Below are 18,622 nucleotides of genomic sequence, written 5' to 3'. Positions count from 1 at the left end.
GGGCGGGGATAATCCGCCCCCATCATGTCTGCCGTGTTCAACCAGCCCTCCCTGGCGCGTCGCATTGCGCCCATCTTCCAGGGCTTCGACGGCTTCCTGGCCTTTGCCGTGATGCTGCTCGCCTTTGCCGGGCTGCTCACCATGTATTCCTCCGGCTACGACCATGGCACGCGCTTTCTCGACCATGGCCGCAACATGCTGCTGGCCGGCGGCATCATGTTCGTGGTGGCGCAGGTGCCGCCGCAGCGGCTCATGGCCTTCGCCGTGCCGCTGTATGCGGCCGGGGTGGCGCTGCTGATCGCGGTGGCGCTGTTCGGCATCACCAAGAAGGGCGCCCAGCGCTGGATCAACGTGGGCGTGGTGATCCAGCCCAGCGAAATCCTCAAGATCGCGATGCCGCTGATGCTGGCCTGGTGGTTCCAGCGCCGCGAAGGCCAGTTGCGCCCGCTCGACTTCGTGGTGGCGACGCTGCTGCTGGCGGTGCCCGTCGGGCTCATCATGAAGCAGCCCGACCTGGGCACCTCGCTGCTGGTGCTGGCGGCCGGGCTGGCGGTGATCTTCTTTGCCGGGCTGCCGTGGAAGCTGATCGTGCCGCCGGTGGTGCTCGGCGCGGTGGCCATCACGCTGATCGTGGGTTTCGAGTCGCAGCTGTGCGTCGACGGCGTCGACTGGCGCGTGCTGCACGACTACCAGAAGCAGCGCGTGTGCACGCTGCTCGACCCCAGCAAGGACCCGCTGGGCAAGGGCTTCCACATCATCCAGGGGATGATCGCCATCGGCTCGGGCGGCGTGGGCGGCAAGGGCTTCATGCAGGGCACGCAGACGCACCTCGAGTTCATTCCCGAGCGCACCACCGACTTCATCTTCGCGGCGTACTCCGAGGAATTCGGCCTGATCGGCAACCTGGCGCTGATCGCGGCCTTCATCCTGCTGATCTTCCGCGGGCTGACCATCGCGCTGAACGCGCCCACGCTGTTCTCGCGCCTGCTGGCCGGGGCGGTGACCATGATCTTCTTCACCTACGCCTTCGTGAACATGGGCATGGTCAGCGGCATCCTGCCGGTGGTGGGCGTGCCGCTGCCGTTCATCAGCTACGGCGGCACCGCCATGGTCACGCTGGGGCTGGGGCTGGGCATCCTGATGTCGATCGCGCGGGCCCGCAAACTCGCCCAGAACTAGAGTCCCCCGGGGCGGCACGGACGGGGGCGGCTGCCTAGAATGGCAGCCATGATCTCTCGCGAACCCACCATCGAGCGCTTGGCTATAGCGCAACAGCTCCTGCTCACGCCGTTCGGCCTGGACGAATCGCACCTGAGCAAGGCCCTGGCCGAGATCACCGCGCACCGCGTGGACGATGCCGACCTGTACTTCCAGTACACCCGCAGCGAGGGCTGGAGCCTCGAGGAAGGCATCGTCAAGACCGGCAGCTTCAGCATCGACCAGGGCGTCGGCGTGCGCGCCGTGAGCGGCGAGAAGACCGCCTTTGCCTACTCGGACGACATCTCCGAGGCCTCGTTGCTCGACGCGGCGCGCACGGTGCGCTCCATTTCCTCCGCCGGGCGCACCGCGCGCGTGAAGACGGTGCCGCGCAAGATCGCCTCCAGCCGCTCGCTCTACGGCGGCATCGACCCCATTGCCACGCTCGACAGCACGGCCAAGGTGAAGCTGCTCGAGAAGGTCGAGCAGCTCGCCCGCTCGCGCGACCCGCGCGTGGCGCAGGTCATGGCCGGCCTGGCCAGCGAATACGACGTGGTGATGGTGGCGCGCGCCGACGGCACGCTGGCGGCCGACGTGCGGCCGTTGGTGCGGCTGTCGGTCACCGTGATCGCCGAGCAGAACGGGCGCCGCGAGGTCGGCTCGGGCGGCGGCGGCGGGCGTTTCGGCCTGGCCTACTTCACCGACGCGCAGATCGCCGAGTACGTCGACCACGCCGTGAAGGCCGCGCTGACCAACCTCGACGCCCGTCCGGCCCCGGCCGGCGAGATGACCGTGGTGCTCGGCTCGGGCTGGCCCGGCATCCTGCTGCACGAAGCCATCGGCCACGGCCTGGAGGGCGACTTCAACCGCAAGGGCTCGAGCGCGTTCTCGGGCCGCATCGGCCAGCGCGTGGCGGCCAAGGGCGTCACGGTGCTCGACGACGGCACCATCGCCGACCGCCGCGGCTCGCTCAACGTGGACGACGAAGGCCACGCCAGCCAGCGCAACGTGCTGATCGAGGACGGCATCCTCAAGGGCTACATCCAGGACTCGATGAACGCCCGCCTCATGAAGGTCAAGCCCACGGGCAACGGCCGCCGCGAGAGCTACGCCCACGTGCCGATGCCGCGCATGACCAACACCTACATGCTCGGCGGCGACAAGGACCCGCAGGAAATCGTCGCCAGCATCAAGAAGGGCCTGTACGCCACCAACTTCGGCGGCGGGCAGGTCGACATCACGAGCGGCAAGTTCGTGTTCTCGGCCAGCGAGGCCTTCTGGGTCGAGAACGGCAAGATCCAGTACCCGGTGAAGGGCGCGACCATCGTAGGCAACGGCCCCGACGCGCTCACCCGCGTGACCATGATCGGCAACGACATGGCGCTCGATTCGGGCGTCGGCACCTGCGGCAAGGAAGGCCAGAGCGTGCCTGTGGGCGTCGGCCAACCGACCCTTCGCATCGACGGCCTGACGGTAGGTGGAACGGCTTAGGACTTTCGGCACTTGCCGGTTGTTTCATTCGGTTGCTAAGCTGCGCTCCTTTTTGCGAACGACGAATCAAGGAGCATTTCAATGGGGAACAGGATCAATTCGCCCGCCGTGCTGTGGGCCGCGACCGCCGTGGTCGCGCTGGCCACAGCCGGTTGCGCATCGCGCGGCGGTTCGGGCAGCCAGCCCGCCGCCGCACCGGCACCCGCCCCGGCCGCCGCCGCGCCTGCGGCGCCCAGCGGTTCGAAGGCCGGCATGGACGCACGCGGCAACGTGGTGGATTCTTCCAAGGTCGAGGCCGGCAGCGGCCGCACGGTCAAGGGCCTGAACGGTTTCGAAGGCGAGATCACCGGCAACCCGGCGCGCAACAGCAAGTTCACGCGCCTGCAGATCGGCATGAGCACCAAGCAGGTCACCGACCTCGCCGGCCAGCCCACCGACCAGGGCGCCTACATCACCGGCAAGGCCTGGATTCCCTTCTACTTCGGCAGCGACCGCCATCGCTTCGAGATGACCTACAAGGGCCAGGGCCGCCTGATCTTCGCAGGCGGCGGCATGGGCGATTTCAGCAGCGGCAACCTGATCTGGATCATTCACAACGCCAACGAATCGGGCTACAGGTAAAAACAACACCGACCCGGCCGCCTGGCCGGTTTTTTGTTTTCCGTGCTACATTCCGCCCACATGTCCGCCCTCCGCGCTTACTTTTTTGCCTACTTTTGGTTCCCGGTTTCCGGCGGACGAGAGGCGAGCGCGTAAAGCAAACGAACACCCTCCCAGAACCGCCGGTGGCTTCCAGCCCCCGGCGGTTTTTTTATGCCCTGACGATTTTTCATTCACACCAACAAGGAAGAGAACCATGAGCACGAACACCCCTCCCGCCGGCGACAGCTGGTATGCGAGCGTCGAAAAAACCAGCAAGACCGACGACGAACGCATCAAGGACATCAACGTGCTCCCCCCTCCCGAACATCTGATCCGCTTCTTCCCGATCCGCGGCACGCCGATCGAAACGCTGATCACCGGCACCCGCCGCGGCATCCACAACATCATGGCCGGCAAGGACGACCGGCTGCTGGTGATCATGGGCCCGTGTTCGATCCACGACCCGGCCGCAGCCCTCGAATACGCCCGCCGCCTCAAGGCCGAGCGCGACAAGTACGCCGGCACGCTGGAAATCGTGATGCGCGTGTACTTCGAGAAGCCGCGCACCACGGTCGGCTGGAAGGGGCTCATCAACGATCCGTACCTGGACGAGAGCTACCGCATCGACGAAGGCCTTCGCATCGCGCGCCAGCTCTTGATCGACATCAACCGCCTGGGCCTGCCGGCGGGCAGCGAGTTCCTCGACGTGATCTCGCCGCAGTACATCGGCGACCTGATCGCCTGGGGCGCCATCGGTGCGCGCACCACCGAAAGCCAGGTGCACCGCGAGCTGGCCTCGGGCCTGTCGGCGCCCATCGGCTTCAAGAACGGCACCGACGGCAACATCCGCATCGCCACCGACGCCATCCAGGCGGCGGCGCGCGGCCACCACTTCCTGTCGGTGCACAAGAACGGCCAGGTCGCGATCGTGCAGACCAACGGCAACCGCGACTGCCACGTGATCCTGCGCGGCGGCAAGACGCCGAACTACGACGCCGCCAGCGTCGAAGCGGCCTGCAAGGACCTCGAAGCCGCCAAGCTGCCGCCCACGCTCATGGTCGACTGCAGCCACGCCAACAGCTCCAAGCAGCACCAGAAGCAGATCGACGTGGCCAAGGACATCGCCGGCCAGATCGCCGGCGGTTCGAAGCGCGTGTTCGGCGTGATGATCGAAAGCCACCTGCAGCCGGGCGCCCAGAAGTTCACGCCGGGCAAGGACCAGCTCGCGGGCCTGGAGTACGGCAAGAGCATCACCGATGCCTGCATCGGCTGGGACGATTCGGTGCAGGTGCTCGAGACCCTGTCTCAAGCCGTCAAGCAGCGCCGGGGCTGAAGCGTAGTTAGTTAGAGCATGCTGGCCAGGTCGGGCCAGTGGTGCCGCATCGACGCCGCTTCGTCGCTGTCGGGCGGCACCAGCGAGAAATCGCTGAAGTCGAAGCCCGGCCCGACCATGCAGGCGGCCAGCGTGTAGTCGCCGCTCGCGTGGCCCTGGATCGGGCGCGCGGCCTGCCACTGGCCGGCAGGCACCACGTGCTGCGGCCGGGTGCCGTGCACATCGACCGGGCCCAGCTTCACGTGGGCCGGCGCGGTCCGCATCGTGGCATCGCAGGTCCACAGCGCCAGCGGCACGCCTTCCAGGTGCACCCAGACTTCGTCCGACAGCACCCGGTGCCAGCGCGAATGCTGGTGGGCTTCGAGCAGGAAATAGATGCTGGTCAGCGCGCTGCGCGGCGCGCGGCCGTCGGCGGGCGTCACGCTCGCGGCCGACCGGAATACCTCGGCATACCAGCCGCCCTCGGGGTGGGGCTGGAGCTTCAGGGTATCGATCAGCTCACGCGCGCGCATGCCGTTCATCATCCGTGGGCGGCGCGCAGGGCGTCCAGCAGTTTCTCGTGCACGCCGCCGAAGCCGCCGTTGCTCATGCAGACGATGTGATCGCCGGGCCGCGCCGCGGCCACGACCTGCTGCACCAGCGGCTCGATGGCGCCGGCGACCTGGGCGCGCGCGCCCATCGGCGCCAGCGCAGCGGCCGCGTCCCAGTCGAGACCGGCGGTGTGGCAGAACGACAGGTCGGCCGACTCCAGGCTCCACGGCAGCTGCGCGGCCATCACGCCCAGTTTCATCGTGTTGCTGCGCGGCTCGAAGGCTGCGAGGATGCGCTCACTTTGCTTGCCGGCGTCGTCGAGCTTCTTGCGCAGTCCGTCGAGCGTGGTGCGGATCGCGGTGGGATGGTGCGCGAAGTCGTCGTAGACGGTGATCGCGCCGCCCTGGCCCTCGACCGTGCCGCGCAGCTCCATGCGGCGGCGCACGTTGCGAAAGCGTCCGAGCGCGCGGGCCGCATCGGCCGGCGGCACGCCCACGTGGTCGGCCGCCGCGATGGCGGCCAGCGCGTTCATCTGGTTGTGCAGGCCCGAGAGTTCCCACTCGACCCGGCCGACCACCTCGCCGCGGTGCAGCACGTCGAAGGCGTCGTGCGTGCCGCGCGCCTGCCACTCCGTGGCCGGACCGCCATCGCCGAAGCGGGCGAGTTCGCTCCAGCAGCCCTGGGCCAGCACGCGCTGCAGGCTCTCTTCGGTGGCGTTCACCACCAGGCGCCCGGTGCCGGGCACGGTGCGCACGAGGTGATGGAACTGGCGCTCGATGGCGGCCAGATCGTCGAAGATGTCGGCGTGATCGAACTCCAGGTTGTTCAGCACCGCGGTGCGCGGCCGGTAGTGAACGAACTTGCTGCGCTTGTCGAAGAAGGCGGTGTCGTACTCGTCGGCCTCGATCACGAAGGCCGGGCCGTCGCCGAGGCGGGCCGAAACGCCGAAGTCCAGCGGCACGCCGCCGACCAGGAAGCCGGGTGCCTTGCCGCCCTGTTCGAGCACCCAGGCGAGCATCGAGGTGGTGGTCGTCTTGCCGTGCGTGCCGGCCACCGCCAGCACATGGCGGCCCTGCAGCACGTGCTCGGCCAGCCACTGCGGGCCGCTGGTGTAGGGCTTGCCGGCGTCGAGGATGGCTTCCATCAGCGGGAACTTGGGGCTGCCGTCGGGCAGCCGGGCCCGCGAGACCACGTTGCCGACCACGAACATGTCGGGGGCGAGGGCCAGCTGGTCGGCGCCGAAGCCTTCGATCAGGTCGATGCCGAGCGCGCGCAGCTGGTCGCTCATCGGGGGGTACACGCCGGCGTCGCAGCCCGTGACCCGGTGGCCTGCTTCGCGTGCGAGGGCGGCCACACCACCCATGAACGTGCCGCAGATACCCAGAATATGAATGTGCATCGGCCAATTCTAGGGAGGCGCTGCGGGTGCCCCGGCGGCTTCGCCCCGGGCGCCGTACTGATGTTCATGTGAGGGACGTCCGCAGCGGGCAAAATGCCCCGATGGACACGTCCAAGCGTGAAATCGCCGCCGTTGCCGCCCGACTCGTCGTCGAGGAGGGGCTTGAGTACGGCCCGGCCAAGCGTCGGGCGCTGCGCGAACTCGGCCTCCCGACGCGCACCGCGCTGCCCAACAACGACGAGGTCGAGGCCGAGGTGCGCGACTACATCGCGGTCTTCTGCGCCGACACCCAGCCCCAGGAACTGCACGCGCTGCGCCTGCTCGCGCTCGAGTGGATGGAGCGCATGGCCGTGTTCCGGCCGCATGTGGGCGGCGCCGTCTGGCACGGCACGGCCACACGTTTGTCAGACATTTATATTCAATTGTTCTGCGATGATTCCAAGTCGGCCGAAATCGCCCTGATCGATCACCACGTGGACTACGAGCCGCGCATGGTGACCGGCTTCCATGGCGAGCAGGTCGAAGCCCTCAGCGTCCACGCGCCGAGCCGGGCGCTGGGCGAGGAAATCGGGGTCCACCTGCTGGTGTACGACCTCGACGACCTGCGCGGCGCCCTCAAGCCCGACGCCCAGGGGCGCGCGCCGCGCGGCGACCTGAACGCGCTGCGCCGACGCATTGAACAAGAAAAGGACCAGTAATGACTTCAACGCCCACACGACGCGGCATGCTGTATGCCGGCGTGGCGGCAGTCGCTGCCGCGGCCGGCATTGCCGGCGCCTGGTGGCGGGAGCGCAATGACAGCGGCGTCGCGGCCACCGGCGGCGAAAAGCTCGATGCCGCCATGTTCTGGGACCAGCGCTTCGAGCGCCCCGAGGGCGGCGAGCTGGCCCTGTCGAGTCTGCGCGGCAAGCCCGTGCTGCTCAACTTCTGGGCCACCTGGTGCCCGCCCTGCGTCGAAGAAATGCCGATGATCGACGCCTTTTTCCGCGAACATAGCGTCAACGGCTGGCAAGTGGTGGGATTGGCCATCGACCAGCCCAGTGCGGTGCGCAAGTTCATGCAGCGCACGCCGGTCACCTACCCGACCGCATTGGCCGGTTTGCAAGGCATGGAACTGGTGAAGAATCTAGGCAACACCGGGGGCGGCCTGCCGTTCACCTTGGTGCTCCATGCCGACGGTTCGGTGCTGGCTCGTAAAATGGGCAAGCTTGAAACGACCGACCTGGACGCTTGGCGACGCCAACTTGTTCACGGTTAGAATTTAAATACACAAGCTGGCGTTAGACGCCAAACGCCGAAAATCGACGGTTTTCGGTCAAGTTCTTTCCTAAAGACCGGCAAAGCTGGCACTGGAGTCCCATGGATCTGCGCAAACTCAAGACACTGATCGATCTGGTGTCCGAATCGAATATTTCCGAACTGGAAATCACCGAGACCGAAGGCAAGGTCCGCATCGTCAAGGGTGGCGGTGCCGCCCCCGTGCAGTACGTGCAGACCCTGGCCGCCGCGCCCGCCGTGGCAGCGCCCGCCGTGGCCGGTGCCGCCGCTCCGGCTGCCGCGGCCCCCGCCGTCGAAGCCGCACCGAGCGGCCATGCCGTGAAGTCGCCGATGGTCGGCACCTTCTACCGTTCGTCCAGCCCGGGCGCTGCGGCTTTCGTCGAAGTCGGCAGCAAGGTGAACGAGGGCGACACGCTCTGCATCATCGAGGCGATGAAGATCCTCAACGAAATCGAGGCCGACAAGGCCGGCACGGTCACGCAGATCCTCGGCGAAAACGGCCAGGCGGTCGAATACGGCCAGCCGCTGTTCATCATCGAGTAAGCATGTTCAAGAAGATTCTGGTTGCAAACCGGGGGGAGATCGCCCTTCGGATCCAGCGCGCTTGCAGCGAAATGGGCATCAAGGCCGTGATGGTCTATTCCGAAGCCGATCGCGAAGCCAAGTACGTCAAGCTGGCGCAGGAAGCCGTGTGCATCGGCCCGGCGCCTTCGGGCCTGAGCTACCTCAACATGCCGGCCATCATCTCGGCCGCCGAGGTGACCGATGCCGAAGCCATCCACCCCGGCTATGGTTTCCTGAGCGAGAACGCCAATTTCGCCGAACGCGTGGAGCAAAGCGGCTTCCAGTTCATCGGCCCGACGCCCGACAACATCCGCACGATGGGTGACAAGGTCTCGGCCAAGCAGGCCATGATCAAGGCCGGCGTGCCCTGCGTGCCCGGCTCGGAAGGCGAACTGTCCGACGACGCCGCCACCAACAAGCGCATCGCCCGCGCGATCGGCTACCCGGTCATCATCAAGGCGGCAGGCGGCGGCGGTGGCCGCGGCATGCGCGTGGTGCACACCGAGGCGGCGCTGGTCAACGCGATCCAGATGACCAAGGCGGAAGCCGCCGCGGCCTTCAACAATCCGGCCGTGTACATGGAGAAGTTTCTCCAGAACCCGCGCCACATCGAAATCCAGATCCTCGCGGACAAGCACAAGAACGCCGTCTACCTGGGCGAGCGCGACTGCTCCATGCAGCGGCGTCACCAGAAGGTGATCGAGGAATCGCCGGCCCCCGGCATTCCGCGCAAGCTGATCGAGAAGATCGGCGAACGCTGCGCCACCGCCTGCAAGAAGATCGGCTACCGCGGCGCCGGCACCTTCGAGTTCCTGTACGAGAACGGCGAGTTCTACTTCATCGAGATGAACACGCGCGTGCAGGTGGAGCATCCGGTCACGGAGTTCACCACCGGCATCGACATCGTGAAGACGCAGATCATGGTCGCCGCCGGCGAGAAGCTGCCGTTCACGCAGCGCCAGATCGAGATGCGCGGCCACGCCATCGAGGTGCGCATCAACGCCGAAGACCCGTGGAAGTTCACGCCGTCGCCGGGCCGCATCACCATGTGGCACCCGCCGGGCGGCCCGGGCGTTCGCGTCGACTCGCACGTGTACACCAACTACTTCGTGCCCCCGAACTACGACTCGATGATCGGCAAGATCATCGTGTACGGCGACACCCGCGAACAGGCCATGGCGCGCATGCGCACGGCCCTGAACGAGACGGTGATCGAAGGCATCCAGACCAACATGCCGCTGCACCGCGAGCTGATGGTCGACGCCAAGTTCATGAGCGGCGGCACGAACATCCACTACCTGGAAGAGTGGCTCGCGGCGCATAAGCGTTGAACACCCCCAGGCTGTGCGCACTTCGTGTCGCGACGCCAACCCCCTTGCAGGGGGCAACACCAGAGGCCCGGCAAAGCCGGTTCCTCGGTGTTCCTGATGAAGAGGGACCTTTGTAATGTTTGAACTCCGCCTCATGGCGCCGGAAGACCGGGTCGAAATGCTCGGCGATGCGCTCGACGCACTCGATGCGTTGAGCGTGTCGGTCGAAGACGCCGATGCGCAGACCGATGCCGAGCAGGCCCTGTTCGGCGAGCCCGGCATGCCGCCGCCCAAGGAGGGCTGGCAGCGTTCGCGCGTGATCGCGCTGTTCCCCGACGAAGCGGCCGCCCACGAGGCGGCCTCGGTGCTCGCGCTGCAGGACTTCTTCGAAGGCTGCGCGGTGCTCGGCGTGGCGCCGGTGCCGGACCAGGACTGGGTGCGGCTCACGCAATCGCAGTTCGCGCCGGTCGAGATCACGCCCGAATTCTGGATCGTGCCCACCTGGCACGAGCCGCCCGCGCAGGCCAAGCAGGTGATCCGGCTCGACCCGGGCCTGGCCTTCGGCACGGGCACGCACCCGACCACGCGCATGTGCCTGCGCTGGATCGCGACGCAAGGCGAGGGCGCTTTTGCCGACCAGCGCGTGCTCGATTACGGCTGCGGTTCCGGCATCCTGGCCATCGGCGCGGCCAAGTTCGGTGCGCGCAACATCGACGCCGTCGACATCGACGAAGCCGCGGTCTCCTCGACCCGGCTCAACGCCGAGGCCAACGGCGTGCAGCTGAACGCCGGCCTGCCCGAAGCAGCGAAGGGCGAGTACCAGACGGTGCTCGCCAACATCCTCGCGACGCCGCTCAAGGTGCTGGCGCCGCTGCTGCGCAGCCATGTGGCCGCTGGCGGTTCGCTGGTGCTGGCCGGCATCCTCGAGCGCCAGGCCGACGAGCTCAAGGCGGCCTACGCGCCGTACGCCGCGCTCGAAGTCAGCGACACCGAGGACGGCTGGATCCTCATGACCGCGCGCTGCTGAAGCGCGCGGCCGGGCGCTCGCACCGCGGGCGCCCCGGGCGCCTGCCTGCACGGCGGGGGCCCAACCCTACAATCGCCCGGTCATGAGCCTCGTCACGCGTTGCCCCGCCTGCACCACCACCTTCAAGGTGGTGCGCGACCAGCTTCGCATCTCGGACGGCTGGGTGCGCTGCGGCCGCTGCAGCCATGTGTTCGATGCCACGCTCGACCTGCAGGAGGCGCCCGACGGTGCGGTGTCCGCACCCGCCGCGCCGGCGCCCGCACCCACGTCGGCAGCTTCGCCGATGTCTTCGATGGCCGCACTGGTGGCGTCTTTCGACGACGCACGCCTCGACCTGGCGGCCGCACGGCCGGCGGTCGAGGAGGCCGACTTTCTCGACGACGAGTCCGAGCCGCAGGCACCACCGCCTGCCCCGCAAGACGAAGCCGGACTGTCGACCGCTGCCACCAACGTCGCGCCGGCTGCGTCCCCGCTGCCTTTCGAGCTGACGCTGCCCGCACACGGCCTCGCCGCGGACGAGCCCTGGTCCGACCTCGACGCCACCGAACCCGCATGGCGTCCGCCCGCGAGTTCGCTGCCGCCGTTTCCGAACATCGACCTGAACCTCGGCGCACCGCCGCTCGCATCACCGCCGCCTGCGCCGCCCTTGCCCGACCTGCCGCGCAGCTCGGCGCTGCGCGGGCTGGTTGCAGCGACCGGCGAGAACGACGACGGCGCGGCCGCGGAGCGCGAGCAGGAAGAGAAGGACCACGACCAGCTCCTGATCCAGAAGGCGCTGCGCCGTGCGCGCGCCAAGTCGGCCAAGATCGCGAACGCCAAGGCCCGCGATGCGCAACACGAAGAGGCTGCCGCACCGCTGCCGGGTCCCGGCGTGCGGGCCGAAGGCGAGCCGGACTTCTCGCTCTCCGCGACCTTCGAGGCGCCTGAAGAGCATCCCTTCGCCGAAGAAGACGAGCCGACCGAAAAGGCTGTCGGCTTCTGGCAGCGCAAGGGCGTGCGTCGTCTGCTCGTGCTGCTGGCCGTGCTCGCGGCGTTGGCCCTCATCGTGCAGATCGTTCGCCACGAGCGCGACGGCATCGTGGCGCGCCAGCCGAACCTGCGGCCCGCGCTGTCGGCGCTGTGTCAGTACACCGGTTGCGAGCTCGCGGCGCTGCGCCAGATCGGCGACATCGTGATCGAGGGCGCGGCCTTCGCGCGCGAGAAGAGCGGCGGCAACGACTACCGTCTGAGCTTCACCTTGCGCAATGCGGCGACCGTGCCGCTCGCGATGCCGGCCATCGAGCTGTCGCTGCTCGACACGCAGGAACAAGCTGTCGTGCGGCGCGTGCTGACGCCCACCGACTACGGCGCGCCGGGCGTGCTGGCGGCGCGTGCCGACCGCGCGGCCTCGCTGCCACTGACCCTGTCGGCCAGCGAAGCGGCGGCACTGCCGCCGATCGCGGGCTACCGCGTCGAAGCTTTCTATCCCTGAGCGGAGCGCCGACACGCGCGCCGTTCGTTTCCTTTCTCATCCAACCTACGGTCCACCCATGGCAGCAGTGATTTGCGGTTCCCTCGCGTTCGACACCATCATGACTTTCGAAGGCCGGTTCGCCGACCAGATCCTGCCGGACCAGCTGCACATCCTGAATGTGTCGTTCCTGGTGCCGGGCCTGCGCCGTGACTTCGGCGGCTGCGCCGGCAACATCGCCTACAGCCTCAACGCCCTGGGCGGCACGGCGCTGCCGATGGCCACGCTGGGCAGCGATGGCGCCGACTACGCCGAGCGCATGCGCACGCTGGGCATCAGCACGGAGTTCGTGCGTCAGCTCGACGACACCTTCACCGCGCAGGCGATGATCATGAACGACACGGACAACAACCAGATCACGGCGTTCCATCCCGGCGCGATGCAGCAGGCGCACATCACGAAGGTGGTGCCGCGCGAGGACATCAAGCTCGGCATCATCGCGCCCGACGGCCGCGAGGCGATGCTGCAGCACGCCGAGCAGTTCGCCGCCGCCGGCATTCCCTTCGTGTTCGATCCGGGCCAGGGCCTGCCGATGTTCGACGGCGACGCGCTGCGCCACTTCATCGAGCTCGCGAGCTGGGTCGTCGTCAACGACTACGAAGGCAAGATGCTGTCGCAGCGCACCGGCTGGAGCCTGGCCGAGATCTCGCAGCGCGTGCGCGGCCTCGTGGTCACGCTGGCGGCCGAGGGCTGCGAGGTGTGGACCGGTGGCGAGCGCGAGCACGTGCCCGGCGTGACGCCCACGGCCGTGGTCGAGCCCACGGGCTGCGGCGATGCATGGCGCGGTGGCCTGCTGTACGGCCTGGAAAAGGAATGGCCGCTGGCGCGCTGCGCCGCGCTTGGCAACCGCATCGGTGCGCTCAAGATCGCGCAGCGCGGACCGCAGAACTACCAGATCGATCGCGCGACGCTCGACCTGTGATTCGCTGACGACCCGCCCACATCGCTTCGGCGATTCGGCGACAGCGGGCGCCCATGAAAAAAGCCCGGCACCTTGCGGTGCCGGGCTTCGTGCCTTTCAAGGCCGCTGAGAATTCACTCAGGGCTTGCTGGCCGTCGGAAACGGCCAGGCTGCCTGGGGATTCAGCGTCGTTTGCGCCGCAGGGGCAGGCGCTACGGCAGCCTTCGCAGGCGCGGCGGCCTTCTTGGCAGCAGGCTTCTTGGCAGCAGCGGCAGGCTTGGCAGCGGGCTTTTTCGCGGCTTTCTTGGCCGCGGCCTTCTTGGCAGGGGCCTTCTTGGCGGCAGCCTTCTTCGCAGGGGCCTTCTTGGCAGCAGCCTTCTTGGCAGGCGCCTTCTTCGCTACGGCCTTCTTGGCAGGCGCCTTCTTGGCGGCGGCCTTCTTTGCCGGAGCCTTCTTGGCAGCGGCCTTCTTCGCCGGTGCAGCCTTCTTCGCTACGACCTTCTTGGCTGCAACCTTCTTGGCCGCGACCTTCTTTGCCGGAGCCTTCTTCGCTACGACCTTCTTGGCGACAGCCTTCTTAGCCGGAGCCTTCTTGGCCGCGACCTTCTTGGCCGGAGCCTTCTTCGCGGCGACAGCCTTCTTAGCCGGAGCCTTCTTTGCAGCGGCCTTCTTGGCCGGCGCTTTCTTTGCAGTTGCCATTTCTATTTCTCCTTGATCAAGTTGAAAAAATCAACCTATTGAAGCACTCCACGCGCGTTGGGAGCGTGAAGCGATTCATGGCGTTGGAATCTGAGCCCCAGCACCATGAACACCTGAGCCCTCGTCCATGCCGCGCTCTTTGGCGCAGTCGGTGGCAAGGGCAATTCTTGAATTCATGAATTGTTGTGTATCGAAAAATTCAATCCCAGGAGAGCGCACCACCCGACTGGTACTCGATCACGCGGGTTTCGAAAAAGTTGCGCTCTTTCTTCAGGTCAATCATTTCGCTCATCCAGGGGAACGGGTTTTCCTCGTTCGGGAAGAGCGTTTCGAGGCCGATCTGCTGCGCGCGCCGGTTGGCGATGTAGCGCAGGTAGCCCTTGAACATGGAGGCGTTCATGCCGAGCACGCCACGCGGCATGGTGTCTTCGGCGTATTTGTATTCGAGCTCGACGGCCTTCATGAAGAGGTCCTTGATCTCGGCCTTGAACTCTGCGGTCCACAGGCCAGGATTCTCGAGCTTGAGCTGGTTGATCAGGTCGATGCCGAAATTGCAGTGCATCGACTCGTCGCGCAGGATGTACTGGTACTGCTCGGCAGCGCCGGTCATCTTGTTCTGGCGGCCCAGCGCGAGGATCTGCGTGAAGCCGACGTAGAAGAAGAGACCTTCCATCAGGCAGGCGAACACGATGAGCGACTTGAGCAGCGTCTGGTCGGTCTCGTGCGTGCCGGTCTTGAAGTTCGGGTCGCTGATGGCGTCGATGAACGGGATCAGGAACTGGTCCTTCTCGCGGATCGACGGCACTTCGTTGTAGGCGTTGAAGATCTCGCTCTCGTCCAGGCCGAGCGACTCGACGATGTACTGGTACGCGTGCGTGTGGATCGCTTCCTCGAAGGCCTGGCGCAGCAGGAACTGGCGGCACTCGGGAGCCGTGATGTGGCGGTAGGTGCCCAGCACGATGTTGTTGGCGGCCAGCGAGTCGGCGGTCACGAAGAAGCCGAGGTTGCGCTTGACGATGCGGCGCTCGTCTTCGGTCAGGCCGTTCGGGTCTTTCCACAGCGCGATGTCGCGCGTCATGTTCACTTCCTGCGGCATCCAGTGGTTGGCGCAGGTGGCGAGGTACTTTTCCCAGGCCCACTTGTACTTGAACGGCACCAACTGGTTGACGTCGGTCTGGCCGTTGATGATCCGCTTGTCGGAAGCCTTGACGCGCTGGCCTGCAGCGGCGGCCACCGGTGCGGTGGCAGTGGCGGGTTGTGCAAGCGACGAAGTCGGAGCGGCGACCGCGCGGCCAGCGGAAAGACCGCCGGTCGATGCGTGGTGCTGCTGCAATCCTTGTTGCATATCCTTTGGTAAGGAGGGCTTGACTTCTTCGTCCCAGGTCAACATAGAAAAATCCAATGCGCAATTATCGGAGCAACGATGTGAGTTGCAAAGTGCTCGTTCACATCGTGCGCCATTTATGGGGTTGTTATGTTGCTCGCATGCATCGCGCGACGTCAGTCAATGCCTTGATTGATTGAACGTCGCGCGCTTTTCACTTGTGCGAGCACCTCGCTGATCGATCGAAGCGTCTTGTGTGTTGACGCTTCACTTGCACATCACTGGCAGGCTTCGCAGGTCGGATCGTCGACACCGCAGAACGCGATGTCGGTGGCGGGCATCGCGCTCATCTGTGCCTTCGCTGCAGCAGCGGCGGCTTCGAGTGCGCTCATGCCCGAGGGTGCGTCGTTGCCCGACGACACCGCGTTGAGACGGCCCGATTGCACCGTCGACTTTTCAGCGTGCGTCGCGCTCTGCGTGCGCAGGTAGTACGTGGTCTTCAGGCCGCGCAGCCAGGCGAGCTTGTAGGTGTCGTCGAGCTTCTTGCCCGAGGCGCCGGCCATGTAGATGTTCAGCGACTGCGCCTGGTCGATCCACTTCTGGCGACGCGCGGCGGCTTCCACCAGCCACGTGGTTTCGACTTCGAACGCGGTGGCGTACAGCGCCTTCACGTCCTGCGGCACGCGGTCGATGGGACGCAGCGAACCGTCGAAGTGCTTCAGGTCCATGACCATCACGTCGTCCCACAGGCCCAGGCGCTTCAGGTCGCGCACCAGGTAGTGGTTGATGACGGTGAATTCGCCCGACAGGTTCGACTTGACCGACAGGTTGCCGAAGCAGGGTTCGATCGAGGCGTCCACGCCGATGATGTTCGAGATGGTCGCCGTGGGGGCGATGGCCACGCAGTTCGAATTGCGCATGCCGTCGGCCTTGATCTTGGCGCGCAGCGAATCCCAGTCGAGGGTGGCCGAGCGGTCCACTTCGACGTAGCCGCCGCGGGCCTTCTCGAGCAGGTCGAGCGAGTCGATCGGCAGGATGCCCTTGTCCCACAGCGAGCCCTTGTAGCTGGAGTACTTGCCGCGTTCCTTGGCCAGCTCGGTCGAGGCCCAGTAGGCGTGGTAGCAGATGGCTTCCATCGACTCGTCGGCGAACTGCACGGCTTCTTGCGAGGCGTAGGGAATGCGCAGTTCGTACAGCGCGTCCTGGAAGCCCATCAGGCCCAGGCCGACCGGACGGTGGCGCAGGTTCGAGTCGCGCGCCTTCTTCACGGCGTAGTAGTTGATGTCGATCACGTTGTCGAGCATGCGCATCGCGGTCGAGATGGTGCGCTTGAGCTTTTCCTGGTCGACCTTGCCGTCCTTCAGGTGCTGCAGCAGGTTCACGGAACCCAGGTTGCACACGGCGGTTTCGGTGTCGCTGGTGTTCAGCGTGATCTCGGTGCACAGGTTCGACGAGTGCACCACGCCGGCGTGCTGCTGCGGCGAGCGCACGTTGCAGGCGTCCTTGAACGTGATCCAGGGGTGGCCGGTCTCGAACAGCATCGTGAGCATCTTGCGCCACAGGTCCGAGGCCTGGAGGGTGCGCGCGGGCTTGATCTCGCCGCGGGCGGCCTTTTCTTCGTAGGCGACGTAGGCCTTCTCGAAGTCGGCGCCGAACAGGTCGTGCAGGTCAGGCACGTTGGAGGGCGAGAACAGCGTCCAGGTGCCCTTTTCCATCACGCGGCGCATGAACAGGTCGGGGATCCAGTTGGCGGTGTTCATGTCGTGCGTGCGGCGGCGGTCGTCGCCGGTGTTCTTGCGCAGCTCCAGGAACTCCTCGATGTCGAGGTGCCAGGTTTCCAGGTACGTGCAGACGGCGCCCTTGCGCTTGCCGCCCTGGTTCACGGCCACGGCCGTGTCGTTCACCACCTTCAGGAACGGCACCACGCCTTGCGATTCGCCGTTGGTGCCCTTGATGTGGCTGCCCAGTGCGCGCACGCGGGTCCAGTCGTTGCCCAGGCCGCCGGCGAACTTCGACAGCAGCGCGTTTTCCTTGATCGACTCGTAGATGCCGTCCAGGTCGTCGGGCACGGTGGTCAGGTAGCAGCTCGAGAGTTGCGAGCGCAGCGTGCCGGCGTTGAACAGGGTGGGCGTGCTCGACATGAAGTCGAACGAAGACAGCACTTCGTAGAACTCGATGGCGCGGGCTTCGCGGTCGATTTCGTTCAGCGACAGGCCCATGGCCACGCGCATGAAGAACGCCTGCGGCAGCTCGATGCGGGTCTTGCGCACGTGCAGGAAGTAGCGGTCGTACAGGGTCTGCAGGCCCAGGTAGTCGAACTGGTTGTCGCGCTCGGCCTTCAGGGCGGCGCCCAGGCGGGGCAGGTCGTACTGCAGCAGCTTCTCGTCGAGCAGCTCGTTCTCGACGCCCTTCTTGATGAACTGCGGGAAGTAGTCGGCGTAGGCGGTGGCGCGCTCGACCGGCATCACTTCGCGGCCGATGATTTCCTTGAAGATCGTGTGCAGCAGCAGGCGCGCGGTGGCGAAGGTGTAGTCGGGGTCCTTCTCGATCAGCGTGCGGGCGGCCAGGATGGAGGCCTTGTAGACCTCGTCCAGCGGCACGCCGTCGTACAGGTTGCGCATCGTCTCGGCGACGATGGGGGCGGCGGTGATGCTGTCGCCCAGGCCCTGGCAGGCCGATTCGATCAGGCCCTTGAGCTCGTTCAGGTCCAGCGCCACGCGCTCGCCGTTGTCGAGCACGTGCAGCGCCGGTGCGGCGGGCACGTCCTGCTCGCCTTGCTTCGAACGTTCCTGGGTGCGGCGTTCGCGGTACAGCACGTAGGCGCGCGCGATTTCATGGTGGCCGCCGCGCATCAGGCCGAGCTCGACCTGGTCCTGCACGTCTTCGATGTGGAAGGTGCCGCCGCCCGGACGCGAGCGGACCATGGCGCGGATCACGCCTTGCGTCAGCGTGTCGACGGTCTCGCGCACGCTGGCGGAAGCCGCGCCTTGGGTGCCGTGCACCGCCAGGAAGGCCTTCATCATGGCGATGGCGATCTTGTTCGGTTCGAAGGGAACGACGGCGCCGTTGCGGCGGATGATCTGGTAGTGCGCGAGGTTCTGACCGGTGGGCGAGCCCGCAGTGTCTTGTTGCTGCTGCGGCGTCGCGGGGACGGCGCGGGGGGTCGACGGGGTGTTCAGTGCAGTTTGCATTCGCTTCCTCTCGGTTGTGCAATTCTTGTTGGTTGGCAAGGCCTCGCGGGCCTTGCGTCGGCGTTGTTGCCGAACGGGAAGACACTATATCTAGGGTGTCTGTGCCCTACAAGCCACTACAGGTAGTGTTTTCCTATGGACGCAACCCTTACAGGAATTGCGCCGCATCCAGCGCATCGCCAGCGATGCCGCGTGAATACTGGCCCATGGTGGCGCAACCCGCAC

The 18,622-nt window shown here is 66.4% G+C and carries 16 protein-coding genes; 11 read left to right on the top strand and 5 right to left on the bottom strand.

Translation table 11 applies throughout. The annotated features are described in order from the left end of the window. The first annotated feature begins 24 nt into the window (after nt 1-24). The 4 genes from rodA (at nt 25) to AC3WQR_RS25290 (ending at nt 4,663) form a co-directional block, all read left to right on the top strand. Nucleotides 25-1,179, top strand: a complete 1,155-nt coding sequence (gene rodA / locus AC3WQR_RS25305; RefSeq protein ID WP_062481224.1) for a rod shape-determining protein RodA — start codon at nt 25-27, stop codon at nt 1,177-1,179. 48 nt (nt 1,180-1,227) lie between these two features. Further along, the gene (gene tldD, locus AC3WQR_RS25300) at nt 1,228-2,688 is read left to right on the top strand and encodes a metalloprotease TldD (protein WP_070060116.1); all 1,461 of its coding nucleotides are present in this window, start codon (nt 1,228-1,230) and stop codon (nt 2,686-2,688) included. A gap of 81 nt (nt 2,689-2,769) precedes the next feature. Continuing rightward, the gene (locus AC3WQR_RS25295; protein WP_062481228.1) at nt 2,770-3,309 is read left to right on the top strand and encodes a hypothetical protein; all 540 of its coding nucleotides are present in this window, start codon (nt 2,770-2,772) and stop codon (nt 3,307-3,309) included. A 235-nt stretch (nt 3,310-3,544) separates the two neighbouring features. Then, nucleotides 3,545-4,663, top strand: a complete 1,119-nt coding sequence (locus AC3WQR_RS25290; protein ID WP_492744432.1) for a 3-deoxy-7-phosphoheptulonate synthase — start codon at nt 3,545-3,547, stop codon at nt 4,661-4,663. A gap of 11 nt (nt 4,664-4,674) precedes the next feature. Here the strand turns inward: AC3WQR_RS25290 and AC3WQR_RS25285 are convergent, their stop codons facing one another. Beyond that, the gene (locus tag AC3WQR_RS25285) at nt 4,675-5,184 is read right to left on the bottom strand and encodes a cupin domain-containing protein (protein ID WP_159274066.1); all 510 of its coding nucleotides are present in this window, start codon (nt 5,182-5,184) and stop codon (nt 4,675-4,677) included. Then, complete coding sequence (gene mpl / locus AC3WQR_RS25280) at nt 5,184-6,593, bottom strand: UDP-N-acetylmuramate:L-alanyl-gamma-D-glutamyl-meso-diaminopimelate ligase (RefSeq protein ID WP_139703019.1); 1,410 nt, start codon at nt 6,591-6,593, stop codon at nt 5,184-5,186. Before mpl ends, AC3WQR_RS25285 begins: the two co-directional genes overlap by 1 nt. A gap of 101 nt (nt 6,594-6,694) precedes the next feature. Here mpl and AC3WQR_RS25275 point away from each other — a divergent pair, with 101 nt between their 5' ends. From AC3WQR_RS25275 to AC3WQR_RS25245, 7 genes are all read left to right on the top strand, one after another. After that, nucleotides 6,695-7,291, top strand: coding sequence for a hypothetical protein (locus tag AC3WQR_RS25275; protein WP_062481235.1), 597 nt, complete (start codon nt 6,695-6,697; stop codon nt 7,289-7,291). Continuing rightward, a complete protein-coding gene (locus AC3WQR_RS25270) occupies nt 7,291-7,851 on the top strand; it encodes a TlpA family protein disulfide reductase (protein ID WP_492744428.1) in 561 nt (186 codons plus the stop codon). The genes AC3WQR_RS25275 and AC3WQR_RS25270 overlap by 1 nt, the downstream gene beginning before the upstream one ends. Before the next feature lie 101 nt (nt 7,852-7,952). Then, nucleotides 7,953-8,414 (top strand): acetyl-CoA carboxylase biotin carboxyl carrier protein, encoded by a 462-nt coding sequence (gene accB / locus AC3WQR_RS25265; RefSeq protein ID WP_070060113.1) that lies wholly within the window; start codon nt 7,953-7,955, stop codon nt 8,412-8,414. A gap of 2 nt (nt 8,415-8,416) precedes the next feature. Continuing rightward, complete coding sequence (gene accC / locus AC3WQR_RS25260) at nt 8,417-9,766, top strand: acetyl-CoA carboxylase biotin carboxylase subunit (protein ID WP_062480332.1); 1,350 nt, start codon at nt 8,417-8,419, stop codon at nt 9,764-9,766. 115 nt (nt 9,767-9,881) lie between these two features. Beyond that, complete coding sequence (prmA, locus tag AC3WQR_RS25255; RefSeq protein WP_062480334.1) at nt 9,882-10,772, top strand: 50S ribosomal protein L11 methyltransferase; 891 nt, start codon at nt 9,882-9,884, stop codon at nt 10,770-10,772. A gap of 82 nt (nt 10,773-10,854) precedes the next feature. Continuing rightward, nucleotides 10,855-12,243 carry a zinc-ribbon and DUF3426 domain-containing protein gene (locus AC3WQR_RS25250; RefSeq protein ID WP_492744423.1) on the top strand — a complete coding sequence of 463 codons (1,389 nt, stop codon included), beginning with the start codon at nt 10,855-10,857 and terminating at the stop codon, nt 12,241-12,243. A 58-nt stretch (nt 12,244-12,301) separates the two neighbouring features. Then, nucleotides 12,302-13,204: a carbohydrate kinase family protein gene (locus AC3WQR_RS25245; protein ID WP_095743623.1), complete on the top strand. Its 903-nt coding sequence runs from the start codon at nt 12,302-12,304 to the stop codon at nt 13,202-13,204. Between the two features lie 117 nt (nt 13,205-13,321). Here AC3WQR_RS25245 and AC3WQR_RS25240 read toward each other — a convergent pair whose 3' ends face one another. The 3 genes from AC3WQR_RS25240 to AC3WQR_RS25230 all read right to left on the bottom strand — a co-directional run bounded on the left by AC3WQR_RS25240 (nt 13,322) and on the right by AC3WQR_RS25230 (nt 18,397). Beyond that, nucleotides 13,322-13,882 (bottom strand): histone H1-like DNA-binding protein, encoded by a 561-nt coding sequence (locus tag AC3WQR_RS25240; RefSeq protein WP_056575601.1) that lies wholly within the window; start codon nt 13,880-13,882, stop codon nt 13,322-13,324. A gap of 199 nt (nt 13,883-14,081) precedes the next feature. Further along, nucleotides 14,082-15,272 (bottom strand): ribonucleotide-diphosphate reductase subunit beta, encoded by a 1,191-nt coding sequence (locus AC3WQR_RS25235; RefSeq protein ID WP_062480340.1) that lies wholly within the window; start codon nt 15,270-15,272, stop codon nt 14,082-14,084. A gap of 212 nt (nt 15,273-15,484) precedes the next feature. Beyond that, nucleotides 15,485-18,397 carry a ribonucleoside-diphosphate reductase subunit alpha gene (locus AC3WQR_RS25230; protein ID WP_062480342.1) on the bottom strand — a complete coding sequence of 971 codons (2,913 nt, stop codon included), beginning with the start codon at nt 18,395-18,397 and terminating at the stop codon, nt 15,485-15,487. Nucleotides 18,398-18,622: the final 225 nt, after the last annotated feature.

The sequence above is a fragment of the Variovorax sp. FW305-3-2-15-B-LB1 genome (assembly GCF_058787635.1).
The sequence above is the reverse complement of the archived record's forward strand: the minus strand, read 5'-3'. Positions and strand labels throughout refer to the sequence as shown.